This is a genomic window from Gammaproteobacteria bacterium, assembly GCA_021648145.1.
GTDB lineage: Bacteria > Pseudomonadota > Gammaproteobacteria > JAADGQ01 > JAADGQ01 > S141-38.
This window is the reverse complement of sequence record JAKITI010000004.1, coordinates 122,598-142,446: the sequence shown is the minus strand read 5'-3', so window position 1 is coordinate 142,446 and position 19,849 is coordinate 122,598. Positions and strand designations below refer to the sequence as shown.

Annotated in this window: 21 protein-coding genes; 3 read left to right on the top strand and 18 right to left on the bottom strand. The window is 44.1% G+C overall.

Translation table 11 applies throughout. The features are described from left to right. Positions 1–68 precede the first annotated feature (68 nt). Both L3J70_04000 and L3J70_03995 read right to left on the bottom strand, forming a co-directional pair. Complete coding sequence (locus L3J70_04000; protein MCF6235525.1) at positions 69–1,331, bottom strand: ammonium transporter; 1,263 nt, start codon at positions 1,329–1,331, stop codon at positions 69–71. Positions 1,332–1,362: 31 nt separating this feature from the next. Further along, the gene (locus L3J70_03995) at positions 1,363–1,701 is read right to left on the bottom strand and encodes a P-II family nitrogen regulator (protein ID MCF6235524.1); all 339 of its coding nucleotides are present in this window, start codon (positions 1,699–1,701) and stop codon (positions 1,363–1,365) included. 319 nt (positions 1,702–2,020) lie between these two features. Between L3J70_03995 and L3J70_03990 the strand changes: the two genes are divergently transcribed. Together L3J70_03990 and L3J70_03985 are read left to right on the top strand one after the other, a co-directional pair. Further along, the gene (locus L3J70_03990) at positions 2,021–2,260 is read left to right on the top strand and encodes an accessory factor UbiK family protein (GenBank protein ID MCF6235523.1); all 240 of its coding nucleotides are present in this window, start codon (positions 2,021–2,023) and stop codon (positions 2,258–2,260) included. A gap of 49 nt (positions 2,261–2,309) precedes the next feature. Next, positions 2,310–3,821, top strand: a complete 1,512-nt coding sequence (locus tag L3J70_03985) for a YifB family Mg chelatase-like AAA ATPase (protein ID MCF6235522.1) — start codon at positions 2,310–2,312, stop codon at positions 3,819–3,821. A 26-nt stretch (positions 3,822–3,847) separates the two neighbouring features. Here the strand turns inward: L3J70_03985 and L3J70_03980 are convergent, their stop codons facing one another. The 3 genes from L3J70_03980 to L3J70_03970 all read right to left on the bottom strand — a co-directional run bounded on the left by L3J70_03980 (position 3,848) and on the right by L3J70_03970 (position 7,279). Next, entirely contained in the window at positions 3,848–5,143 is a 1,296-nt protein-coding gene (locus L3J70_03980; protein ID MCF6235521.1) for a citrate synthase, read from the bottom strand. Positions 5,144–5,154: 11 nt separating this feature from the next. After that, on the bottom strand, positions 5,155–6,084 hold the full coding sequence (gene mdh / locus L3J70_03975; GenBank protein ID MCF6235520.1) for a malate dehydrogenase: 930 nt from the start codon (positions 6,082–6,084) through the stop codon (positions 5,155–5,157). 139 nt (positions 6,085–6,223) lie between these two features. Then, positions 6,224–7,279: a methylated-DNA--[protein]-cysteine S-methyltransferase gene (locus L3J70_03970; GenBank protein ID MCF6235519.1), complete on the bottom strand. Its 1,056-nt coding sequence runs from the start codon at positions 7,277–7,279 to the stop codon at positions 6,224–6,226. 119 nt (positions 7,280–7,398) lie between these two features. Here L3J70_03970 and msrB point away from each other — a divergent pair, with 119 nt between their 5' ends. After that, positions 7,399–7,899, top strand: coding sequence for a peptide-methionine (R)-S-oxide reductase MsrB (msrB, locus tag L3J70_03965; protein MCF6235518.1), 501 nt, complete (start codon positions 7,399–7,401; stop codon positions 7,897–7,899). Positions 7,900–7,911: 12 nt separating this feature from the next. Here msrB and L3J70_03960 read toward each other — a convergent pair whose 3' ends face one another. From L3J70_03960 to L3J70_03900, 13 genes are all read right to left on the bottom strand, one after another. Beyond that, positions 7,912–8,709: an MOSC domain-containing protein gene (locus tag L3J70_03960; protein MCF6235517.1), complete on the bottom strand. Its 798-nt coding sequence runs from the start codon at positions 8,707–8,709 to the stop codon at positions 7,912–7,914. Between the two features lie 5 nt (positions 8,710–8,714). Continuing rightward, positions 8,715–10,109, bottom strand: a complete 1,395-nt coding sequence (gene cysG, locus L3J70_03955) for a siroheme synthase CysG (protein MCF6235516.1) — start codon at positions 10,107–10,109, stop codon at positions 8,715–8,717. A gap of 3 nt (positions 10,110–10,112) precedes the next feature. After that, on the bottom strand, positions 10,113–11,399 hold the full coding sequence (gene serS, locus L3J70_03950) for a serine--tRNA ligase (protein ID MCF6235515.1): 1,287 nt from the start codon (positions 11,397–11,399) through the stop codon (positions 10,113–10,115). 32 nt (positions 11,400–11,431) lie between these two features. Beyond that, positions 11,432–12,139: a general secretion pathway protein GspB gene (locus L3J70_03945; GenBank protein MCF6235514.1), complete on the bottom strand. Its 708-nt coding sequence runs from the start codon at positions 12,137–12,139 to the stop codon at positions 11,432–11,434. 3 nt (positions 12,140–12,142) lie between these two features. Next, on the bottom strand, positions 12,143–13,744 hold the full coding sequence (locus L3J70_03940) for an AAA family ATPase (GenBank protein MCF6235513.1): 1,602 nt from the start codon (positions 13,742–13,744) through the stop codon (positions 12,143–12,145). Positions 13,745–13,834: 90 nt separating this feature from the next. Continuing rightward, positions 13,835–14,209, bottom strand: coding sequence for a fluoride efflux transporter CrcB (gene crcB, locus L3J70_03935; GenBank protein MCF6235512.1), 375 nt, complete (start codon positions 14,207–14,209; stop codon positions 13,835–13,837). Next, positions 14,209–15,495, bottom strand: a complete 1,287-nt coding sequence (locus L3J70_03930; protein ID MCF6235511.1) for a replication-associated recombination protein A — start codon at positions 15,493–15,495, stop codon at positions 14,209–14,211. The genes crcB and L3J70_03930 overlap by 1 nt, the downstream gene beginning before the upstream one ends. A gap of 35 nt (positions 15,496–15,530) precedes the next feature. Then, complete coding sequence (lolA, locus tag L3J70_03925) at positions 15,531–16,172, bottom strand: outer membrane lipoprotein chaperone LolA (GenBank protein MCF6235510.1); 642 nt, start codon at positions 16,170–16,172, stop codon at positions 15,531–15,533. Positions 16,173–16,207: 35 nt separating this feature from the next. Next, the gene (locus tag L3J70_03920) at positions 16,208–17,158 is read right to left on the bottom strand and encodes a LysR substrate-binding domain-containing protein (GenBank protein MCF6235509.1); all 951 of its coding nucleotides are present in this window, start codon (positions 17,156–17,158) and stop codon (positions 16,208–16,210) included. A 39-nt stretch (positions 17,159–17,197) separates the two neighbouring features. Continuing rightward, positions 17,198–17,803 (bottom strand): hypothetical protein, encoded by a 606-nt coding sequence (locus L3J70_03915; protein ID MCF6235508.1) that lies wholly within the window; start codon positions 17,801–17,803, stop codon positions 17,198–17,200. Further along, entirely contained in the window at positions 17,791–18,411 is a 621-nt protein-coding gene (gene rdgB / locus L3J70_03910) for an RdgB/HAM1 family non-canonical purine NTP pyrophosphatase (protein MCF6235507.1), read from the bottom strand. The genes L3J70_03915 and rdgB overlap by 13 nt, the downstream gene beginning before the upstream one ends. A gap of 9 nt (positions 18,412–18,420) precedes the next feature. Next, positions 18,421–18,744 carry a transcriptional regulator gene (locus L3J70_03905; GenBank protein ID MCF6235506.1) on the bottom strand — a complete coding sequence of 108 codons (324 nt, stop codon included), beginning with the start codon at positions 18,742–18,744 and terminating at the stop codon, positions 18,421–18,423. Positions 18,745–18,758: 14 nt separating this feature from the next. Next, a complete protein-coding gene (locus tag L3J70_03900; protein MCF6235505.1) occupies positions 18,759–19,745 on the bottom strand; it encodes a sodium-dependent bicarbonate transport family permease in 987 nt (328 codons plus the stop codon). Between the last annotated feature and the right edge of the window lie 104 nt (positions 19,746–19,849).

Below are 19,849 nucleotides of genomic sequence, written 5' to 3'. Positions count from 1 at the left end.
AAAAAAAGGGGTTCCTCAATTAAGGAACCCCTTTTCACTTGCTTGTAAAACAAGTAGAACAGTTACGATTACTTGTTAGTAAACTCAGGGTAAGCTTCCATACCACACTCACTCTGATCCACTCCATCGTACTCTTCTTCTTCAGTGACACGAATGCCCATGATCGCTTTAATAATAAACCATGTAATAAAGCTCGCACCGAAGACCCAGATAAAGATAGTCAAACCACCCACAATTTGTCCAACAAAGCTTGCGCCGTCATTAGTCAAAGGCACAACCAGTAAACCCCAGATTCCTACAACACCATGAACCGAGATGGCACCCACTGGATCATCAATTTTAATCTTGTCGAAAGCTAGAATTGCAAAGACGACAATCACACCACCTGCAGCACCAATCATCATAGCCTGAAGCGCAGTCGGGGTTGAAGGCTCGGCTGTGATTGCAACCAAACCTGCAAGCGCACCGTTAAGAATCATGGTCAAATCCGTTTTACCGAACATCAAACGCGCAACAATCATCGCACCGATCACGCCACCTGCTGCAGATGCATTTGTATTCAAAAAGACCATAGCAACTGAATTAGCACTGGCGATATCACCTAACTTCAGCACAGAGCCACCGTTAAAACCAAACCAGCCCATCCATAAAATGAACATACCTAATGTTGCCATTGGCAAGTTCGCTCCAGGAATTGCATTCACTGTGCCATCTTTAGCATATTTACCTTTACGTGCACCCAGCAAAATAACACCCGCCAGTGCCGCAGCTGCACCCGCCATATGGACAATGCCTGAACCTGCAAAGTCAGAGAAACCTAAGTCACCAAGACTGTATAAACCAAAAACTGAAGCACCGCCCCATGTCCATGAGCCTTCTAGTGGGTAGATAACACCAGTCATCACTACTGCGAAGAAAATAAATGCCCATAATTTCATACGCTCAGCAACCGCGCCAGAAACAATAGACATCGCCGTCGCGACAAAAACCACCTGAAAGAAAAAGTCAGAAGCCTTGGCGTAAACTGAATCCCCACCGAAACCACTTTCAGCCGAAGAAGCTAACGCATCAGCAACCAGTGTTTCACCCCCGTTAATACCTGAAAGGAAATAGCCACCGCCATACATAATCTGATAACCACAGACCAAATACATCGTACAGGCCACAGCAAAAAGGGCGACATTTTTTGTCAATATCTCTGCTGTATTTTTAGAACGAACCAAACCCGCTTCCAGCATTGCAAAGCCAGCCGCCATCCACATAACAAGTGCACCACATATCAGGAAATAAAAGGTATCCAGTGCATATTGCAATTCAAAAATATTATTAATATTACTTTCCACTTTGAAACTCCCGCTTTAATTACAAGGCATCACAACCAGTTTCACCCGTACGAATACGCACAGCTTGCTCAATTGTTTGTACAAAAATTTTGCCATCACCAATTTTTCCGGTTTGAGCTGCTTTAGTGATCGCTTCAATTGCTTGATCCACTAACGACCCATCAATGACAAGTTCAAGCTTTACTTTTGGTAGAAAATCCACCACATATTCTGCACCACGATACAGTTCTGTATGCCCTTTTTGCCGACCAAAACCTTTAACTTCCGTGACCGTAATTCCCTGTACGCCAACCTCAGAAAGTGCTTCACGCACATCATCTAATTTAAACGGTTTAATAATTGCTGTTACTAATTTCATTTACTATCTCCCGATATTTCAAAGCATATCCGTGCCAATTTTAAATCCTTCACCAGAACTTAATGCTCCTTCAAGAAACAAAAATAAGCATATATTGTGCCAACAAACAACTTATTGGTTTCTTATGCAATCATATCTATGATACAAGTCACAAAGGCTAATAACCCGCACCAATATAGCGCGCCAACATAGCCGCACGCCCTTTTTTGGTGCCTCTTTATCTTGCACACAACCAAGACCTCTCACTCTCGGACAGCCACCTAAAATTCTGATAACATCACTCGCAATAATCTGGGAAGCAATATAGGCATAACTCTAAATGATTGATACAAAATTACTGGATGATCTGGCACGTAACCTCTCAAAACTCACCCCTTCTGGCATCGGTGCAATACAAAAAGATTTAGAGCATAATTTTCGTACAATTTTACAAAGCACTTTTTCCAAGCTTAATCTCGTCAGTCGCGAAGAATTTGATGTGCAGAGCGAAGTACTGGCACGCACTCGTGCCAAGCTTGAGATATTAGAAAAACAGGTCAAAGAACTGGAAACAAAATAAATAAATTAAACGGCAAGGCTGCCAACTTAAAATAACCAAGGAATAGGATATGTCTCTCGCAGTGATCTACAGCCGGGCACAAACTGGCATGAGCGCACCATTAGTCACCGTTGAAGTTCACCTCTCTAACGGTTTACCCAGCCTCTCTATTGTGGGTCTGCCTGAAACCGCAGTCAAAGAGAGCAAGGATCGAGTCAGAGGTGCACTGCTCAACTCAAACTTTGAGTTCCCTGCCAGACGCATTACAATCAATCTAGCTCCTGCTGATCTGCCCAAAGAAGGTGGACGCTTCGACCTTCCCATCGCACTCGGCATTCTTGCCGCATCCAATCAAATTCCAAAAAATTCACTGGATCAGTATGAATTTATCGGGGAACTGGCTCTAACAGGAGCGCTGCGCAGTATACGTGGCGCACTGCCCGCAACGCTGCAAACACGAAAAGCACAGCGTACGTTAGTCATTCCTCAAAACAATGCCGATGAAGCATCGCTCGTCAGTGACGTTAATATACTTGCCGCCAACCATCTGCTTGATATTTGTGCTCACTTGAACAATCAATCCCCACTACCGGCTTACCAGCCAAAAACCATACAACAACCACAATACAGTGGCCCTGATTTGTCCGATATTAGAGCACAGCACCAGGCTAAACGTGCTTTGGAAATCGCCGCCGCAGGGGGCCACAGTTTGCTTATGGTTGGGCCTCCCGGCACAGGAAAAAGTATGCTGGCAACAAGGTTACCAGGAATTTTGCCCTCAATGACTGAAGAAGAGGCATTAGAATCCGCCGCAATCTGCTCCATCAGTCATCATGGCTTTTCACTTAAAAACTGGAAAAAACGTCCTTTTCGCTCACCTCATCATACTGCATCAGGTGTTGCATTAGTCGGAGGCGGCAGCGCCGCTGGCCCTGGAGAGATTTCACTGGCACACAATGGTGTCATGTTTCTTGATGAGCTGCCGGAGTTTAAGCGCAATGTACTGGAAGTGTTGCGAGAGCCTCTGGAGTCCGGCCGAATTACAATATCACGCGCTACACGCCAAGCAGAATATCCCGCACGCTTTCAACTCATCTCTGCGATGAACCCTTGCCCTTGCGGTTATCTTGGAGAGTCCAGCGGACGCTGTAGTTGCAGTCCAATACAAGTTCAACGCTATCGAGCCAAAATTTCTGGCCCACTACTGGATCGAATTGATATGCATATTGATGTACCCAACGTGCCTCATGAAGTACTGCACGCCCCCACCAAAGACATTGAGTCAAGTGAAACGGTAAAACAACGTGTTGAAAAGGCCAGGCAATATCAACTCACACGTTGCAACAAAGCCAATCATGCTTTGGGTGTCAAAGAGATAGAACGATATTGTCCGCTGGATGCCAACAATAAAAAGCTACTGAAAAATGCCATAGAGAAGCTCCAGCTATCCGCCCGATCCTATCACCGTATTTTAAAGGTCGCGCGAACTATTGCGGACCTTGATGAAAGTGAAACAATCAATACGTCCCATTTAAGTGAAGCCATCGGTTACCGGCGCATTGATCGCAAGGCAACCTTGTAGTAAAACAAAGAGTGTAGCTGTTTATATTAACGTTGATTCAGTCCAACATAGTCACGTTTGGCAGCACCCTGATACAGTTGCCGTGGCCGACCGATAACGACCGCAGGATCAGCAATCATCTCTTGCCAATGTGCGACCCAGCCTACGGTGCGCGCAATGGCAAACATTACTGTAAACATATTCGCGGGAATTCCTAAAGCTTTGTAAATAATACCGGAATAAAAATCGACATTAGGATAGAGTTTTTTCTCAATAAAATAGTCATCCTTCAATGCGATCTCTTCCAGGCGCAAAGCTAGCTCAAACAGCGGATCACCATTACTACCATTATGTTTAAGCACGTTATGGCACATATCTCGAAGCACGCGCGCTCGTGGGTCATGATTTTTATAAACACGATGACCAAACCCCATTAAACGAAAAGGATCGTTTTTATCTTTTGATTTGGCGATATATTTATCAACATTTTTCACATCGCCAATTTCACTGAGCATATTCAAAGCCGCTTCATTGGCTCCGCCATGGGCAGGCCCCCAAAGCGCGGTAATTCCTGAAGAGATACAAGCAAATGGATTCGCCCCAGAACTGCCTGCCAAACGCACCGTTGATGTGCTGGCATTTTGTTCATGATCCGCATGCAATATAAACAGTAAATCAAGTGCTTTTTCAGCCACAGGATCGACTTCATACTCTTCGCAAGGGGTGGAAAACATCATGTGCAGCAAATTGCCACAATAGCTTAAGTTGTTTTGAGGGTACTGAAAGGGTTGCCCCACTGAGTGTTTATAACTGGCCGCAGCAATGGTTGGCATTTTAGCAATCAAACGATGCGCTGCAATTTCCCGATGACGTGCATTACTAATATCTGTCGAGTCATGATAAAAAGCAGAGAGTGCTCCCACAACACCCACCATAATAGACATCGGATGTGCATCATAGTGAAAGCCATCAAACAGTTTTTTCAAGCTTTCATTAATCATCGTGTGAGATAGTATAATATTTTGAAACGAATCCAGCTCAGTTTTATTGGGCAACTCACCATTAAGCAACAGATAAGAGACTTCAATAAATGTACTTTTTTCTGCAAGTTGCTCAATAGGATAACCCCGATAGAGCAACACACCTTCATCACCGTCAATATAAGTAATGCTACTGTAGCAACTTGCCGTAGATTTAAAACCAGGATCAAGAGTGAAATAACCCATCTCGCGCACCATCGGCCCAATATCGACCACAGAAGCGCCCTGAGTTCCCTCTAAAATAGGTAATTCAACTTGCTTTCCTGTTGAATTATCAGTCAACGTCAATGTTTTTTTAGGCATATTCATACTCCTTAACCCTTCACTGTTTTGGTTAAGTCGGCACGAATTTGCTCAGAAGAGGCATGGAATTGCGCCTGTTCAGATTGACTCAGTTTCAACTCAACCACTTGTTCAACACCACCTTTACCTAAAACAACGGGGACTCCCATCGCAATATCATTGAGCCCATACTCACCTTCAAGCGGCACCACACAAGGAAGAATACGCCGTCGCCTGCGACTGATCGCATCCACCATCAAAGAGACTGAAGCCGCAGGCGCGTTGTAAGCACTGCTATTTTGCTTCAAAGCAAGAATTTCAGCCCCACCTTGACGCGTACGTTTCACAATACGGTCAATCGTCTCTTGATCCATAAACTGAGAAATAGGAATGCCGCGAATACAAGTATAATCAGGCAGTGGCACCATGCTGTCACCATGCCCACCCAACACCATTGCAGTGATATCCTTGGTAGAAAAATTGGTTTCCAGTGCAATAAAACCCGCCATACGTGCCGAGTCCAACACACCCGACAAACCAAACACACGGCTTCGATCCCACCCCGTCTGTTTCCAGGCATGATAGGTCAACACATCAACGGGATTGCTTACGATTAACAGACTTGCATCAGGCGCGTAACGCAGTACATCATCAACAACACCGGATAACACTTTCAAATTAGCATCCAGCACATCCGAACGCGACATCCCCGGCTTGCGTGGCAAACCGGCAGTCATAATCACCAGATCAGAATCTGCCATGGCAGCAGGATCAGTGGCTCCGGTCACTTTCACATCAAACCGAAAAAGAGGAGACGACTCATGAATATCCAGCGCCACTCCTTGAGGTACGCCATCACGCCGCCCGAGTAAAACAAGCTCCTGACACAGCTCATCTTGCGTTAAAATTTGAGCTGTAGATTCACCCACTCGCCCAACACCTACGATGGTAATTTTTTTCATACTGCCTCCGTACTGAATTTTGATCGCTATAAGTTTAGTCACCTAGAACCAATGTTAGTTACATAGACTCAGCGACTCAAGTCACAAAAACATTGAATTAACCGTTTGAGTGTTTCATCGAAATGTACTTCCATACCCTTCAGGCTGTTTTAATGTTTAATAATTCAAAATCAAGCAACCATTTTTTCCGGTGCAACCCTCCACCATAACCCACCAAACGACCATCAGAGCCGATCACACGATGGCAAGGAATGATGATTCCGATACGATTATAACCATTGGCAGATGCGACCGCTCGTATCGCTTTTGGATTGTTCATTGCAATGGCTTGCTGCTTGTATGAACGAGTTTCGCCATAAGGGATATCTTGTAATATTTTCCAGACGGCTTGCTGGAAATCAGTCCCTGGAGCGTGCAGTGGCACCGTAAATTTTTTTCGTTTTCCTGAAAAGTATTCTAATAATTCAGATTGAACCTGCTCTAAATACGAATTAGCACCCGGCAAGATCACAGCATTCAATTTTTTACATAAATCTTTAAATTCTGTTTCTAACATTCGTCTGTCAGTAAAATCCAGCAGACAAACTCCATGTTCACTGGCGCAGGCAAACATAGGCCCGATGGGCGTTGTAAAACGAACAATATTTATTATGGACTTACCTTTAGAGTATGTAGCTGAATCACCAAAAATAGAGCGGTAACTTTCATTAAACCCACTGAGTGAACCATAACCACTATCAAATGCCGAGCTCGTGACTGTCTCGCCTTTTTTGATACTATTAAACGCTGAATTAATACGCAACATTCGTTGGTAGGAGTGAAATGTTATGTTGTGATTCTTTTTAAACCATCGTCTTATCTGGCTAGGCTCAATTCCCCTTTCTTTTAAACCGTAGTCCTTAATTCTCAAATAGGGATTTTCATGCAGCTCTTTGATGATATTTTTGACATAATCAGGTGTTTCATCCATTTTTTCCATGGGTTTGCAGACTTTACATGGCCTGAAACCATTTTGTATGGCTTCCTGAGCAGTATCATAAAAGATAACATTTTCAGATTTTGGTTTTCTGGCACGGCAAGATGGGCGACAAAAAATACCTGTTGTTTTAACCGCTGTGATGAATACCCCCTCATAGAGAGCATTATTGCGACCAATCACTTCATATTTCTCTTCAAATGTTAATATTTTTTTCATGCGTATTGTGCCGCCGCTTCAGTTTTGTATTCGGTTAAATATAGATATTAGCGCATTCAGATTTTCCTGCTACCGAAAAATTGACAAGTATATTGACTTCTATGTAGTATTTTTTAATTATGAAACGCAGAAAATTTTTATTCGCTGGATTGTCTCTTCTTGTGACACCCATCATTCCACGACACACTCATGCTAAACCAGCTCATCAAGAGAATATGAATATTAAAAAACTGGAACTCAGTGATAATGAATGGAAAAAGCGCCTCACACCTGAGCAATATTTCATCCTCCGGGAAGAAGGAACAGAACGGCCGTTTAGCAGCCTGTTAAATGATGAAAAACGGACGGGTATATATGCTTGTGCCGGTTGTGATCTGCCACTATTTACTTCTGAAATGAAATACGACAGCGGTACGGGCTGGCCCAGTTTCTACGACTTTATTTCTGGTCGCCTGGAAACCAAAATTGACTTCAAAATGATCTTACCCAGAACAGAGTATCACTGCGCTCAATGCGAAGGCCACCATGGCCATGTATTTAAAGATGGCCCTGCACCCACTAAAAAGAGGTACTGTAATAATGGAGATGCTTTAATCTTTATTGAATCAAACAAAGATTAAAAACCAGAAAAGCTACTCCAAAACCTCAACAACCATTCCGGCCTCAATTGCCCCAATACTCTCAGCAATCAGATTCTGCCCAAAATAGACTTGATTATCTCGCCGACGGTAACGACTCAGAGTACGCAAAGGCTCTTGTCCCCGCTTACCTGTTAATAGATCAATACATGGAATCACACAGCGGCTGCACGGCTTAACAACACGAAAAGTGACCGGCCCCACTCTCAGCCGCTTCCAACCATCTTCGGCAAAAGCATCACAACCATCGACCACTAAATTTGGCCTAAAACGTGCCATTTCAATCGGCACTTCAAGCCGTTCATTAAGGTCATCCAGTGATGCTTGTGAAATCAATAACAATGGAAAGCCATCACTGAATGCCGTTTGATCGCCCGCTTGGGCATAGCTCAAATCAACCTGGCGAAATTCATTTTCAGGAAAAAAAACCAAACGACATGTGAGACCAAGAAAGCGACTGACCCACTCTGCGGCTTTATCACCCGAGTCCTGTGCATTGCAATGATCACCCCAAACTGTGACCTTCTGCCTTATCGTATGAGATGATTTTGAAACAACCAAGTCAGACATGCCGGGCGCAGAAATTTGAATGCCATGCTCAGTCAGCACTTGTTGAACCAAACACATTTTTGGATATTGCCGCTGTGTAACAAACTGGCCGCTTTCATCAACCACCATCCAGCGACGATCCTGACTCAAACCAAAGCGATCGACAAAGGCACTATTCAATGTTATTTGTGCAAATGATTTAACAGGATAAATCGCCAGTTCACTGACTTTTAATTCAGGCATTCGTCTTAACCAAACACACCCATTTCAGCGCGCAGTTTCACCACTTCACCAATAATAATCAGAGTCGGTGCATGAATTTCGTTATTTTTTGCAATATCAGGCAGTGCCTGCAAGTGGCTCGTAAACACTTTTTGTTCGGGCGTGGTTCCTTTTTGTATCAATGCGGCAGGAGTTTGTGGCGACAGACCATGTGCAATCAATTGTTGACACAATACGCTCAAACCCATCATTCCCATATAAACCACAATTGTTTGCTGTGGCTCAGCCAATGCTTTCCAGTTCAGGTCAACCGTGCCATCTTTTAATTGCCCTGTTACAAAAATTACCGATTGCGAGTAGTCACGATGCGTCAGTGGAATGCCTGCATAACTGGCACAACCTGCCGCCGCAGTCACGCCCGGCACCACTTGAAAAGGAATGCCGTGTTTGGCCAGCATTGCAATCTCTTCACCGCCGCGCCCAAATATAAAAGGATCACCCCCTTTTAAACGCAGCACCCGTTTACCTTGCTTGGCATAATCAACTAATAGCTGGCTGATCTCTTCTTGGCGAACCGAGTGATAAGCTCGTTTTTTACCCACATAAATTTGTTCAGCTTCACGCCGCACCAAATCAAGCACTTCACTCGGAATCAAACGATCATAAAGCACCACATCCGCTTGTTGCATCAAGCGCAGCGCACGAAATGTAATCAGATCCGGCGCACCAGGCCCACAACCCACGAGATAAACTTCACCTTTTATAAAAGACTCGTCCATCTCTCCGGCACTGTAAAGATCCAATGCTTCTTGCAGAGCTGTTTCGGCGTGCTGTTCCTGACCTGCATAAAACTGCTCGGCAATTGGGCCTTCGAGTGTCTGATTCCAAAAACGTCGGCGTGCTGTCATCGAAGGTAATTTTTGCTGAACCTGTTCACGCATTCGCCCTGCCAGCTCGGCTAATTTCCCAATATTGACGGGAATCATGGCTTCAAGTTTAGCGCGAAGCAATCGCGCCAAAGTCGGTGAAGTTCCACCGCTTGAAATCGCTGCAATCACGGGTGAGCGATCAATAATCGAAGGTACAATAAACGAACTCAGCTCGGGGCTATCGACCACATTCACAGGAATATTCAACTGCTGACAAATTTCAGCAAGACTCTCGTTGAATGATGGATCATCCGTCGCAGCAATGGCGAGCCGAGAACCTTCAAGTTGATCAATAGAAAAAACATCGGTGGAAGCTGCAATCTTGCCCGCATCAGCCCACGCCTTAATTTGCTCATTAAGTTCAGGAGCCACCACAGTCACTGTTGCCTCTGCACGTAGCAGTAAAGCAATCTTACGCGCAGCAACTTCTCCACCCCCCACAACTAAACAGCGTTGCTGCTTAACTTTTAGAAATATCGGAAAATAGTTCATTATTTATGGTGTTGTTGACTCTAAAATTTTGATGCCACCCATGTAATGTTGTAATGCTTTTGGTACATGAATGCGCCCCTCTTTATCCTGATAATTTTCCATAATGGCAACCAAAGTACGCCCAACCGCCAAACCTGAGCCATTAATGGTATGCAACAGCTCTGTTTTTTTCGTTTCAGGATTACGCCAGCGTATTTTCATTCGACGCGCCTGAAATGATTCAAAGTTACTGCACGAAGAAATTTCACGATATTTTCCCTGCCCTGGTAGCCAGACTTCCAGATCGTAAGTTTTTGCCGCTGAAAAACCTAAATCTCCGCCGCATAAATTCACAACGCGATAAGGCAACTCCAGCTTTTGCAGAATTGTTTCAGCATGTTCAGTCAAACTGTTCAGTGCTGCATAAGAGTCATCCGGTTTAACAAACTGCACCATTTCAACTTTTTCAAACTGGTGCTGACGAATCATGCCGCGTGTATCCCGACCATAAGAGCCCGCTTCACTGCGAAAACACGGCGTGTGAGCAACATATTTTAGAGGCAATGCATCCGCCTCTAAAATATCACCGCGTTTAGTATTAGTGATGGGCACTTCTGCCGTTGAAATCAGGCAGTAGCCTTGCTCACTATTGGTGATAAACAGGTCATCTTCAAACTTAGGCAACTGCCCAGTGCCGATCAAACTTTCACGATTAACCAAATAAGGCACATAGATTTCAGTGTAACCATGATTTTTGGTATGAGTGTTCAGCATGAACGTAATCAGTGCGCGATGCAGTTTGGCCAACGCCCCCGTCATCACAGAAAAGCGTGAGCCAGTTATTTTAGCTGCTGTTTCAAAATCGAGCAAGCCAAGGGCTGCGCCTAAATCAACATGATCTTTGACTTCGAAATCAAACGCTTTCGGCTCACCCCAGCGGCGAACTTCCTGATTATCTTCTTCACTTTTTCCACTCGGTACACTTTCGTGAGGAAGGTTAGGAATCCCCATTAAAATTTCATTCAGGGCCGCTTGAGTTTCAACCAAACTCGCTTCAGCATCTTTTAACTGATCTCCTAGATCTGCAACAGCCGCCAATAATGGTGCGACATCTTCACCTTGAGATTTCGCTTTACCGATTGATTTGGCACTTTTATTGCGCTCACTTTGTAATTGCTCGGTTTTAACTTGAAGTGATTTTCTTTTTACTTCAAGCTCGGCCAGTATTGAAGTATCCAGCGTGACACCTTTTTTCAGTAACTTTTGAGCTGTTTCTTCTAGTTCATTGCGAATCAAACGAGGATCTAACATTTTTTATCTGTTCTCCATTTTTTCAGAATTTTTCAATCTAGAGGCATTAAAAAGCGCTGCCCCTGATAGTTCATCATGACACCATCAATCACAATCGCTTCAATAACAACACCGCTAGGCATCTTCTGTCCTTCACGGTATTTGTCCATATTGATCAGCACAAATCGACTTTCAGGGTGCTTTTTGTATACATGCACATCAAGGTGCATTTCAGGCAACTGATCCTGAAAATCGTACTCTGTTTCACTTAACAGTGGAACGGAGGTCTCGTCAGGTGTTTCTGCTGCTTCTCTGCGTGATGTCGGGGTGATAAGGATCTCACCCTCCTTGAGTAACACTTCGTTAGATTGCTCAGGTGCCAGCTCCTTTTGCGGCAGTCGTTTTTGCACCTGTTCCTGCGCAACCACTTCGATAACATCCTGCGGTACAACAGTTTCGGCTGTGCTTTGAATTTGTGTGACACCAGCTTCCACCTCCACCACAGCTATTGGCAGAGACAGATCAACATGTGCGGTCTCATCCAGTAGACTCTCCTCGTGCACCTCAACCGCTATTTCTTTGAATTGAAAATAGAGTAAAACTGTAACGATAATTGAGAGTACGACTACAATGATCCACAGTATTGGAAAAGACTTTGAAGTATGCGCCAATCCACTGCCATCAACACTATGCAGCGTCGGTACTTTACCAATTTCCCGCTCTTTTTCTGATTTTTTTAATGCATCAAGAATATAAGACATAAGCTATCCCGAAGATTCGCTTCCCTTGTGATTGAGTATGGGTATGGCCTCTTCACCACTCAATGAGTTGATCACAATCAAAGTTTTAATGCCGACGATTCCATCATCAATCAGGCCATGTTTACGCTGAAGAATTTTCACATGCCCTTCAAGCGCTTTATCGTATAGATCAACATCTCTATTGATCATATTTCGGCCCAAAATTTTCTCTATGCTACGACGCAACCACACCACCGCTTCACTGCGATCACCCAGCTTTATCAAGTGTTTTCCCAACGTAGGTGGTTGCCAAAACAGCAAGTAACGATCCGACCACATTTTTCTGAGAACTTGCTCAGAAACACGATAAAGTGTGCCCGAAATCTCTACCACACCCACGCCACCTCGCAAGGACTTAATCACAACGTACTGTTTCCCCCCCAGAGCACCCGCATTCACCCAGATAATTGCCGGACGATTCAGAGCCAAATACTCATCCCACGTTCCAACCCCCCAGTAACACTGCAGTCGCTGACTCATCGCTCGCTCACAACCGGTTACGCCCACCGTTTTTCCATACTCCAGTCGCCAAGAGGCAAACAGCCCTGAGAACGCCAGACCGATGCTCTTACTCTCAGGTGATGTTTGCAGTACCCGTTTCAGCTCATCCTCGGACTTAATTGATGCCATAGCAGCCGAGGCATCATCAGCAAGCGCCGCAGGGTCGGAAGGCAGTCTCGCCACCGCGTTTTGATTAACAGCAACAGAAGAAGCACTCGGTAGCCATGCAGAACCAAATTTCCAAAAAACACCCAAAAGAATCAAAACAAACACGGCAACCACTGGCAACCACAACGCGGGCTTCACTCCTCCCCGGTGGGTATTCAGCTTGCCATAAACCTCTGTCGCTGCTTTTTTTACAATAGATTCCGATACTTGAGACTCTTCTCTCACGTAAGCGCCTAATAATGCACGATCACACAGCACGTTGATCAGACGGGGAACCCCACCTGAAAGATGCTTAACCTGATCGATTGCACCACGAGTGAAAAGGTTTCTTTTCGCACCGGCAACCTTAAGGCGATGAGCAACATATCCCTGCGTTTCGCGCAGTGTCATGGGTGCCAAGTGATAACGTGCGGTTATCCGTTGTGAGAGTTGGCGAAGGTTAACCTGCCCGAGTACTTCACGCAGCTCTGGTTGTCCTACAAGAACAATCTGTAACAGTTTGTGTTTAGCAGTTTCCAGATTGGTGAGCAGTCGGATCTGCTCCAGCACATCGAAATGCAAATTCTGCGCTTCATCCACCACAAGAATCACACGCCGCCCTTGGCTGTATGCATCCAGAAGATATAGGTTAAGCGCATCAACCAGCACTTTAACGCTGTCGGTTTCAGTGGGGTATTTGATATGAAGTTCATCGCAAATGGATGCAACAAACTCAAATACGGAAAGCTTGGGATTAAAAATCAGTGCCAGATCAATACCATCAGGTAGCTGCGCCATCAGCGCACGAATCAAAGTTGTCTTGCCCGTGCCCACCTCGCCGGTAAGTTGTACAAATCCATCTTGATCTTTCACACCAAAAAGCAGATGAGCCAGTGCCTCCTGATGCCGCTCACTCATATAGAGGTAACTTGGGTCAGGCGTTATGGTGAACGGGGGTTCACGTAATCCAAAGTAGTCACAATACATATCGAGGCGAGTATATCAACTTCATAGCTGTCGCCCAAGCAGCGTTCCAATCCACGTTCCAAAGAGGCACAGCACGACACTCAATACGACATTTAGTATTGCTTTAAAACGCTCGCCTTGCTCAATCAAGCTCAGTGTTTCAATTGAAAATGTAGAGAATGTTGTAAACGCTCCTAAAAAACCGATCAATATCACGGCTCGCCACTCTTCACTCAGCGAAGAGCGCTCTACAATAAGTACGTATAAAAACCCCATCAGCAGTGAGCCTGTAACATTGATGAACAGTGTGCCGTAAGGAAAAGAGCGGCCAAACATACTGTGGAACCAGCCCGAAACCCAAAAGCGCATCACTGCTCCGAATGCACCTCCCATTGCAACGGCAACCGACTGCATCATCATGACGACTGTCGGCCTTTTTGGTTGCGATCCAATGTACGCAGGTGTTTTAATTTTTCACCAATTTTGATTTCCAGCCCACGCGCCACAGGGTGGTAATAAACAGGGTTCCCCATCTCTTCGGGAAAATAGTTCTCCCCCGCTGCATAAGCCTCAGGCTCATCATGTGCGTAGCGATACCCTTTCCCATAGTCTAGGTTTTTCATCAGCGAAGTAGGAGCATTTCGAATATGCATCGGTACTTCCAGCGAACCGAGTTTTTTTGCATCAGACATCGCTGCTTTATAGGCCATATAAACCGCATTACTCTTCGCGGCACTGGCCATATAAACCAGCGCTTGTGCCACAGCAAGCTCCCCTTCAGGGCTTCCCAGACGTTGCTGAACATCCCATGCACTCAGCGCCATCTGCAAAGCACGTGGATCAGCATTGCCAATATCTTCACTCGCAATCCGAACCACGCGTCGTGCCAGATAGAGCGGATCACAGCCCCCATCCAGCATTCGGCAAAACCAATAGAGTGCTGCATCGGGTGATGAGCCTCGCACTGACTTATGCAATGCTGAAATCTGGTCGTAAAATGCTTCACCTTTGTTATCAAAACGGCGAGTACCCCCCGATAAAACTTCATCGAGCAAAGCATCGCTCACTACATTCCGGTCACCTTTTTTTTCTGCAAGATCAGCGACGATATCCAGAAAATTCAAGCTACGCCTTGCATCACCATCCGCGGCGGTTGCAATGCGTTCAAGCTGAGCCTCTTCAATATCAAGAGACAATGAACCCAAACCTCGCTCAGAGTCGTGTAGTGCCCGCTTGAGCACCTGAATGATTTCTTGTAATTGTAAAGACTTTAAAACATAAACACGCGCCCGTGAAAGTAACGCATTATTGAGTTCAAATGATGGGTTTTCCGTGGTCGCTCCAATGAACATCAGCGTGCCATCTTCCACGCTGTGCAAAAAAGCATCTTGCTGAGATTTGTTAAAACGATGAACCTCATCAACAAACAGCAATGTGCTTCTATTTTCCTTTTGACGAATTTTTTTGGCTTGCTCAACCGCGCCGCGTACTTCTTTCACTCCAGCCATGACCGCTGATATCTCAATCATATGAACATCAGCGCAACGAGCAATCATTCGTGCCAGTGTTGTTTTTCCTGTACCGGGCGGCCCCCAGAAAATCATGGAGTGCAAACGTCCGGTTTCAACCGATAATTTCAGCGGTTTATTAGCCGCTAACAGATGGCTTTGTCCATAAAAATCACCCAGCACCTGAGGGCGCATGCGATCAGCCAAAGGCCGGAAGGGATCGCTAATCACTACTCAACATCACCCACAACATCCACACCTTTGGGCGGAGTAAATTTAAAAAGTGATGGCGATAATTTAACTCCCAGTTTAATATCACTGAAGACGAGTCGAGTGGTTTGATTGAATGCATCGAGCAGCTCCATCTCCTGTAAAACAGAACCTTTCAAACCTAAACGCACACGTTCAAAACTGCGCTCTTCTGTATTAGGCAATAGCTCCAGCCATTCGATAGAGTCGCTCGAACCCAGTGATTTAATTTTAAAGTTTTTTTCCAGTGATTGATCCCCACCAGCAAGTAACAACGCAGGAAGGTCACCTAAACCACTCTGTTGTGATTTAACCGTCACCTGTTCCAAATCATCATCATACAGCCAGATATTTTTTCCATCCGCCACAATCAGCTGCTTATAAGGCTCGGTATAATCCCAACGAAAACGGCCCGGTCTTGAAAGATAAAACAGCCCTTTTGCTTGCTGGCTTACCCCACCATCCGCATCGAACACGGTTTGTTCAAATACTGCTTGCAAGGTTTGTGATTTTTTAAGAAAAGTAGAGAGTCGCTCAGCGCCATCGTCCGCCATCACTGAGACTGAGCTTAAAATAAAAAGAAAAAAAATTGCAGCTATTTTATTCATCGTTTTATTATTCATATATTTCACTCAACAACACTACAAACTGGAGGAGATTAATCTAATTGAAGGTACTCAGTCCCTTTATTTTTCAAAAAGGCTAAAAATTCTTTCGCAAGCAAAGAGAGCTCCTTTCCCCTAAGGTACACGATATTCCACTCTTTATTGATCGGAAACCCTTCGACATCTAATATCACTACAGGGCTAGCATCACCTTCAAGGTATAACGTTTGCTTTGAAACCACCGCAACACCCAAGTCACCAACAACACAATGTTTAATTGCCTCATTTGTTTCCAGAGTCACCCTTTCATTGACCTTTAAATCCATTTTTGAAAACATATTCTCTACCACAGAACGAATACCCGAACCTTCTTCCCTCATAATAAAAGGCTGTTTAGATAACTCTTCTAAGGAAACTTTTTTACCCACCAGTTTATTATTTTTATTCGCAATGACAACCAGTGGGTTGGCAGCAAAAGGAATAACCTCTAAATCAAGCTTAGTATCAGGAACTTGCCCCAGAATATACAAGTCATCCAGATTATCATGAATACGTTTAACTAAATTGTCTCGGTTGGTTATTTTTAGACTTAAATCAATATCAGGGTGCTTTTTAATAAACTTTCCCAAAGCGATTGGAGTAAAGTATTTTGCTGTTGAAACAATACCAATTTTCAAACTACCACGAGTCATACCTCTAAAATCATCTAATAAAATTTCGAGGTTAGAGAGCTGAAGTATAATTTCCCTACAACTGGAAGCAACATGCTGCCCCACTTCCGTCAAGTAAATTTTTCTTCCCACTTGTTCGTACAGAGGCATTTCAATTGATTCACCAAAACTTTTGACCTGCGCCGATACGGTTGGCTGGGTCAAAAACAATTCCCTTGCTGCATTGGTAAAGCTAAGATTTCTAGCGACGGCTTCAAAAATTTGAATCTGACGAAGTGAAGCATGCCGAATCAGGTATCCAGCAAGATTTGAGGAGGTATCTTGTTCATTCATATTTAACCTCTGATTAAGTCTGAGGTTCCTTATACAAGACTATAGTCTTTGCAAAGCAAGCATTGCAGCTCTAGAGGCTTCCATAATATCAGCTTCTTTACCTGACATAATCAATCGACCGAAAGCACCCACTGCTTTTGCTTCTACCAAGGTGATGTTTGAAGATTTTTCAGCTTCATTTGCAGCATAAATGATATACCCGGCAGGCTCGGTTTCCATAATGAAAATACTTTGGCCAGGTAAAACCATAGAACCTCGACGATTATCTCGATTAATTAAGGTTGCATGATCTACAGTAATATTACAAATAACTTCATTCCATTTGACCAGGCAAGATGGACGATCAGCATCTTCGGTCTTTAAGTAGCGCAGAATGTGATTTCCAGACTCTAATACATCGCTTTGGTCACGATGATGAATCACCATTGAGCCATAAGCTCGCTCAACAACTTGTTGGCCCAACCTGGCATTAGACGCTTTCAAAGCAATATCTGAAACACGGTGAACCGCCATCCCAGGAGCGACCTCTATCCATAAACAGGAATCACCAGGGACGGGCAAGAACCCCATAGAAACAGTTCCCATATAAGAAGCTAGTTGAGGTTGTAATGAATCTAAAAAAACATAGGTTCTTAATTCGACCATGAGTCTTCCTGTCTTAAATTTTGCAAAAGACTCTGTAGCGCTTTCGCTCTATGGCTCACTTGATTCTTAAGCTCCATAGATATTTCTGAACCCGTTTTATTGTATTCACTAAACCACATAATAGGATCGTAACCAACACCGCACAAGGTTTTAGGATGAGACAAAACTTCACCACACCATTTCCCTAAACCTATGACAGGGTTAGGATCTAAAGCATGGCGAATGAATACCATCACGCAAATATAACAGGCGTATCTTTGAGAAGAAATGGCTCCTTGTAACTCATGTAATAACATTTCATTGTTCTGTCTGTCCGATGCATGCAAACCATTAAAGCCTTCAGAGTAACGTGCTGAATATATTCCAGGCCTCCCCTTAAGCATATCAACCTCTATTCCTGAATCATCCGCAAGCGCAGGCAGCCCTGTTCTTTGGCTTGCATATCTTGCTTTCTTTAAAGCATTTTCAAGATAACTTAGCCCATCCTCTTCAACCTCTTGTGAAAAAAATTCAGTCTGGCGATGGAGGTCAAGCTTATACGGGGCAAGCATTGATTCAATTTCAATCGCCTTATGAGGGTTTCCGGTAGCAAGAACTAAGGGTGTCATCTGAATATCCTATATTGTCGGCTTGCCATACTTATTAGTAGTCAAAACTTCAACATCGCTAGTATAAGAAACAATAGGGTATCCACGCTTGATATAATCAATCAGACTTTCAATCAATACTTCTGCGACTTCAGAGGTGACCAAGACAATAAACATCACATTTGTCTCACCTTCTGAATGACCATCTTGAACACCAGAATAGCCATTTCCTCTAGCATCTAGCTGCGTATAACCAGTGACACCGACTTTATCTAATACTCTAACCAGTTCATTCTCAAAGGTTGCATTAACAATGATGTGTACAGATTTTCCAGGGCACATTGTAGCAGGCATAATTTAGCTCCTTTTTAGAGTGCAGAGTACATAATCGCCATTTGATAAAACAATGGTATTCCGATTACGACATTAAATGGGAAAGTAATCCCCAATGATAAGGTTAGGTAATACGATGAGTTTGCTTCAGGCACCCCGTAACGCATCACTGGAGGTACGGCAATATACGATGCACTGGCAGACAATATGGCTAACAAGAAAGCGCCTCCGACCGAAAACCCCAGAAAAGAGACCCCAACAACCACACCAATCGTACCACCAATAAGCGGCATCACAACACCAAATGCAACTAGAACGCCACCCACCTTCCTAAGCGTACCCGCTTTTTTGGCTGCTTCCATGCCCATATCCAATAAAAACAAGCAAAGCACACCCATGAATATATCACTCGTAAATGGAGTCACTTTAGCCATCGCCTCTGGCGTTGCCACAGTACCGATCACTAAAGCACCTATCAAAACAATCACGCTACCATTAGTAAATGCCTCTTTAAGTAAGGGGCTCCACTCTGTTTTAGGGATAGCCTCTCCAGAAGCTGCTGCTAATTTTTTTCGAGCTAGAGCCGCTAATACAAGACCAATAATAATGGCTGGCGTTTCCATAATAACCATCATAATAATTGGGTAGCTTTCATATTCCACACCAGAAACTTCTAAGAAAGCAACGGCAGTTAAAAAAGTAGCTGCACTGACAGAACCATAGTGTGCTGCAATAGCGGCTGCATCAAAAGGATTTATTTTATTTCTGAACCTTAAAAGTGCATACCCAATCAACGGTAATAGGAAACCAAGAATCACGCCCCAAATAATACTGGAAATTGCCAAGCCAAAATCAGCATCACTTAATGCAACACCACCTTTTAAACCAATCGCCATTAATAAGTATAGACCAATCCCTTTTGTCATCCCTTCAGGGAATTTGAGATCCGAATTAATAAATTTTGCAAAAGCACCTAATGCAAAAAATAGAACTGCTGGTATTAATAAACTGTCTAATCCCATAATTTATACCTTTTTCTATACTGTTAAGAGAGGTGTATTCGCCTCTGTGTATAGAACATTTATTTTTAGTGCGAGTATGATACGAAAAATAGTACTAGAATAGA

Coding starts and splice junctions, on each gene's coding strand:
- L3J70_03960 (MCF6235517.1), bottom strand. CDS start 8,709: ATGCCTGAATTAAAAGTCAGTGAACTGGCGATTTATCCTGTTAAATCA.
- serS (MCF6235515.1), bottom strand. CDS start 11,399: ATGTTAGATCCTCGTTTGATTCGCAATGAACTAGAAGAAACAGCTCAA.
- crcB (MCF6235512.1), bottom strand. CDS start 14,209: ATGATGCAGTCGGTTGCCGTTGCAATGGGAGGTGCATTCGGAGCAGTG.
- L3J70_03980 (MCF6235521.1), bottom strand. CDS start 5,143: ATGCCTAAAAAAACATTGACGTTGACTGATAATTCAACAGGAAAGCAA.
- rdgB (MCF6235507.1), bottom strand. CDS start 18,411: ATGACACCCTTAGTTCTTGCTACCGGAAACCCTCATAAGGCGATTGAA.
- L3J70_03970 (MCF6235519.1), bottom strand. CDS start 7,279: ATGAAAAAAATATTAACATTTGAAGAGAAATATGAAGTGATTGGTCGC.
- L3J70_03995 (MCF6235524.1), bottom strand. CDS start 1,701: ATGAAATTAGTAACAGCAATTATTAAACCGTTTAAATTAGATGATGTG.
- L3J70_03915 (MCF6235508.1), bottom strand. CDS start 17,803: ATGGTCGAATTAAGAACCTATGTTTTTTTAGATTCATTACAACCTCAA.
- L3J70_03930 (MCF6235511.1), bottom strand. CDS start 15,495: ATGCGCCCTCAGGTGCTGGGTGATTTTTATGGACAAAGCCATCTGTTA.
- L3J70_03945 (MCF6235514.1), bottom strand. CDS start 12,139: ATGTCTTATATTCTTGATGCATTAAAAAAATCAGAAAAAGAGCGGGAA.
- L3J70_03985 (MCF6235522.1), top strand. CDS start 2,310: ATGTCTCTCGCAGTGATCTACAGCCGGGCACAAACTGGCATGAGCGCA.
- L3J70_03990 (MCF6235523.1), top strand. CDS start 2,021: ATGATTGATACAAAATTACTGGATGATCTGGCACGTAACCTCTCAAAA.
- cysG (MCF6235516.1), bottom strand. CDS start 10,109: ATGAACTATTTTCCGATATTTCTAAAAGTTAAGCAGCAACGCTGTTTA.
- mdh (MCF6235520.1), bottom strand. CDS start 6,084: ATGAAAAAAATTACCATCGTAGGTGTTGGGCGAGTGGGTGAATCTACA.
- L3J70_03920 (MCF6235509.1), bottom strand. CDS start 17,158: ATGAATGAACAAGATACCTCCTCAAATCTTGCTGGATACCTGATTCGG.
- L3J70_03905 (MCF6235506.1), bottom strand. CDS start 18,744: ATGCCTGCTACAATGTGCCCTGGAAAATCTGTACACATCATTGTTAAT.
- msrB (MCF6235518.1), top strand. CDS start 7,399: ATGAAACGCAGAAAATTTTTATTCGCTGGATTGTCTCTTCTTGTGACA.
- L3J70_03940 (MCF6235513.1), bottom strand. CDS start 13,744: ATGAGTGAGCGGCATCAGGAGGCACTGGCTCATCTGCTTTTTGGTGTG.
- L3J70_03900 (MCF6235505.1), bottom strand. CDS start 19,745: ATGGGATTAGACAGTTTATTAATACCAGCAGTTCTATTTTTTGCATTA.
- lolA (MCF6235510.1), bottom strand. CDS start 16,172: ATGAATAATAAAACGATGAATAAAATAGCTGCAATTTTTTTTCTTTTT.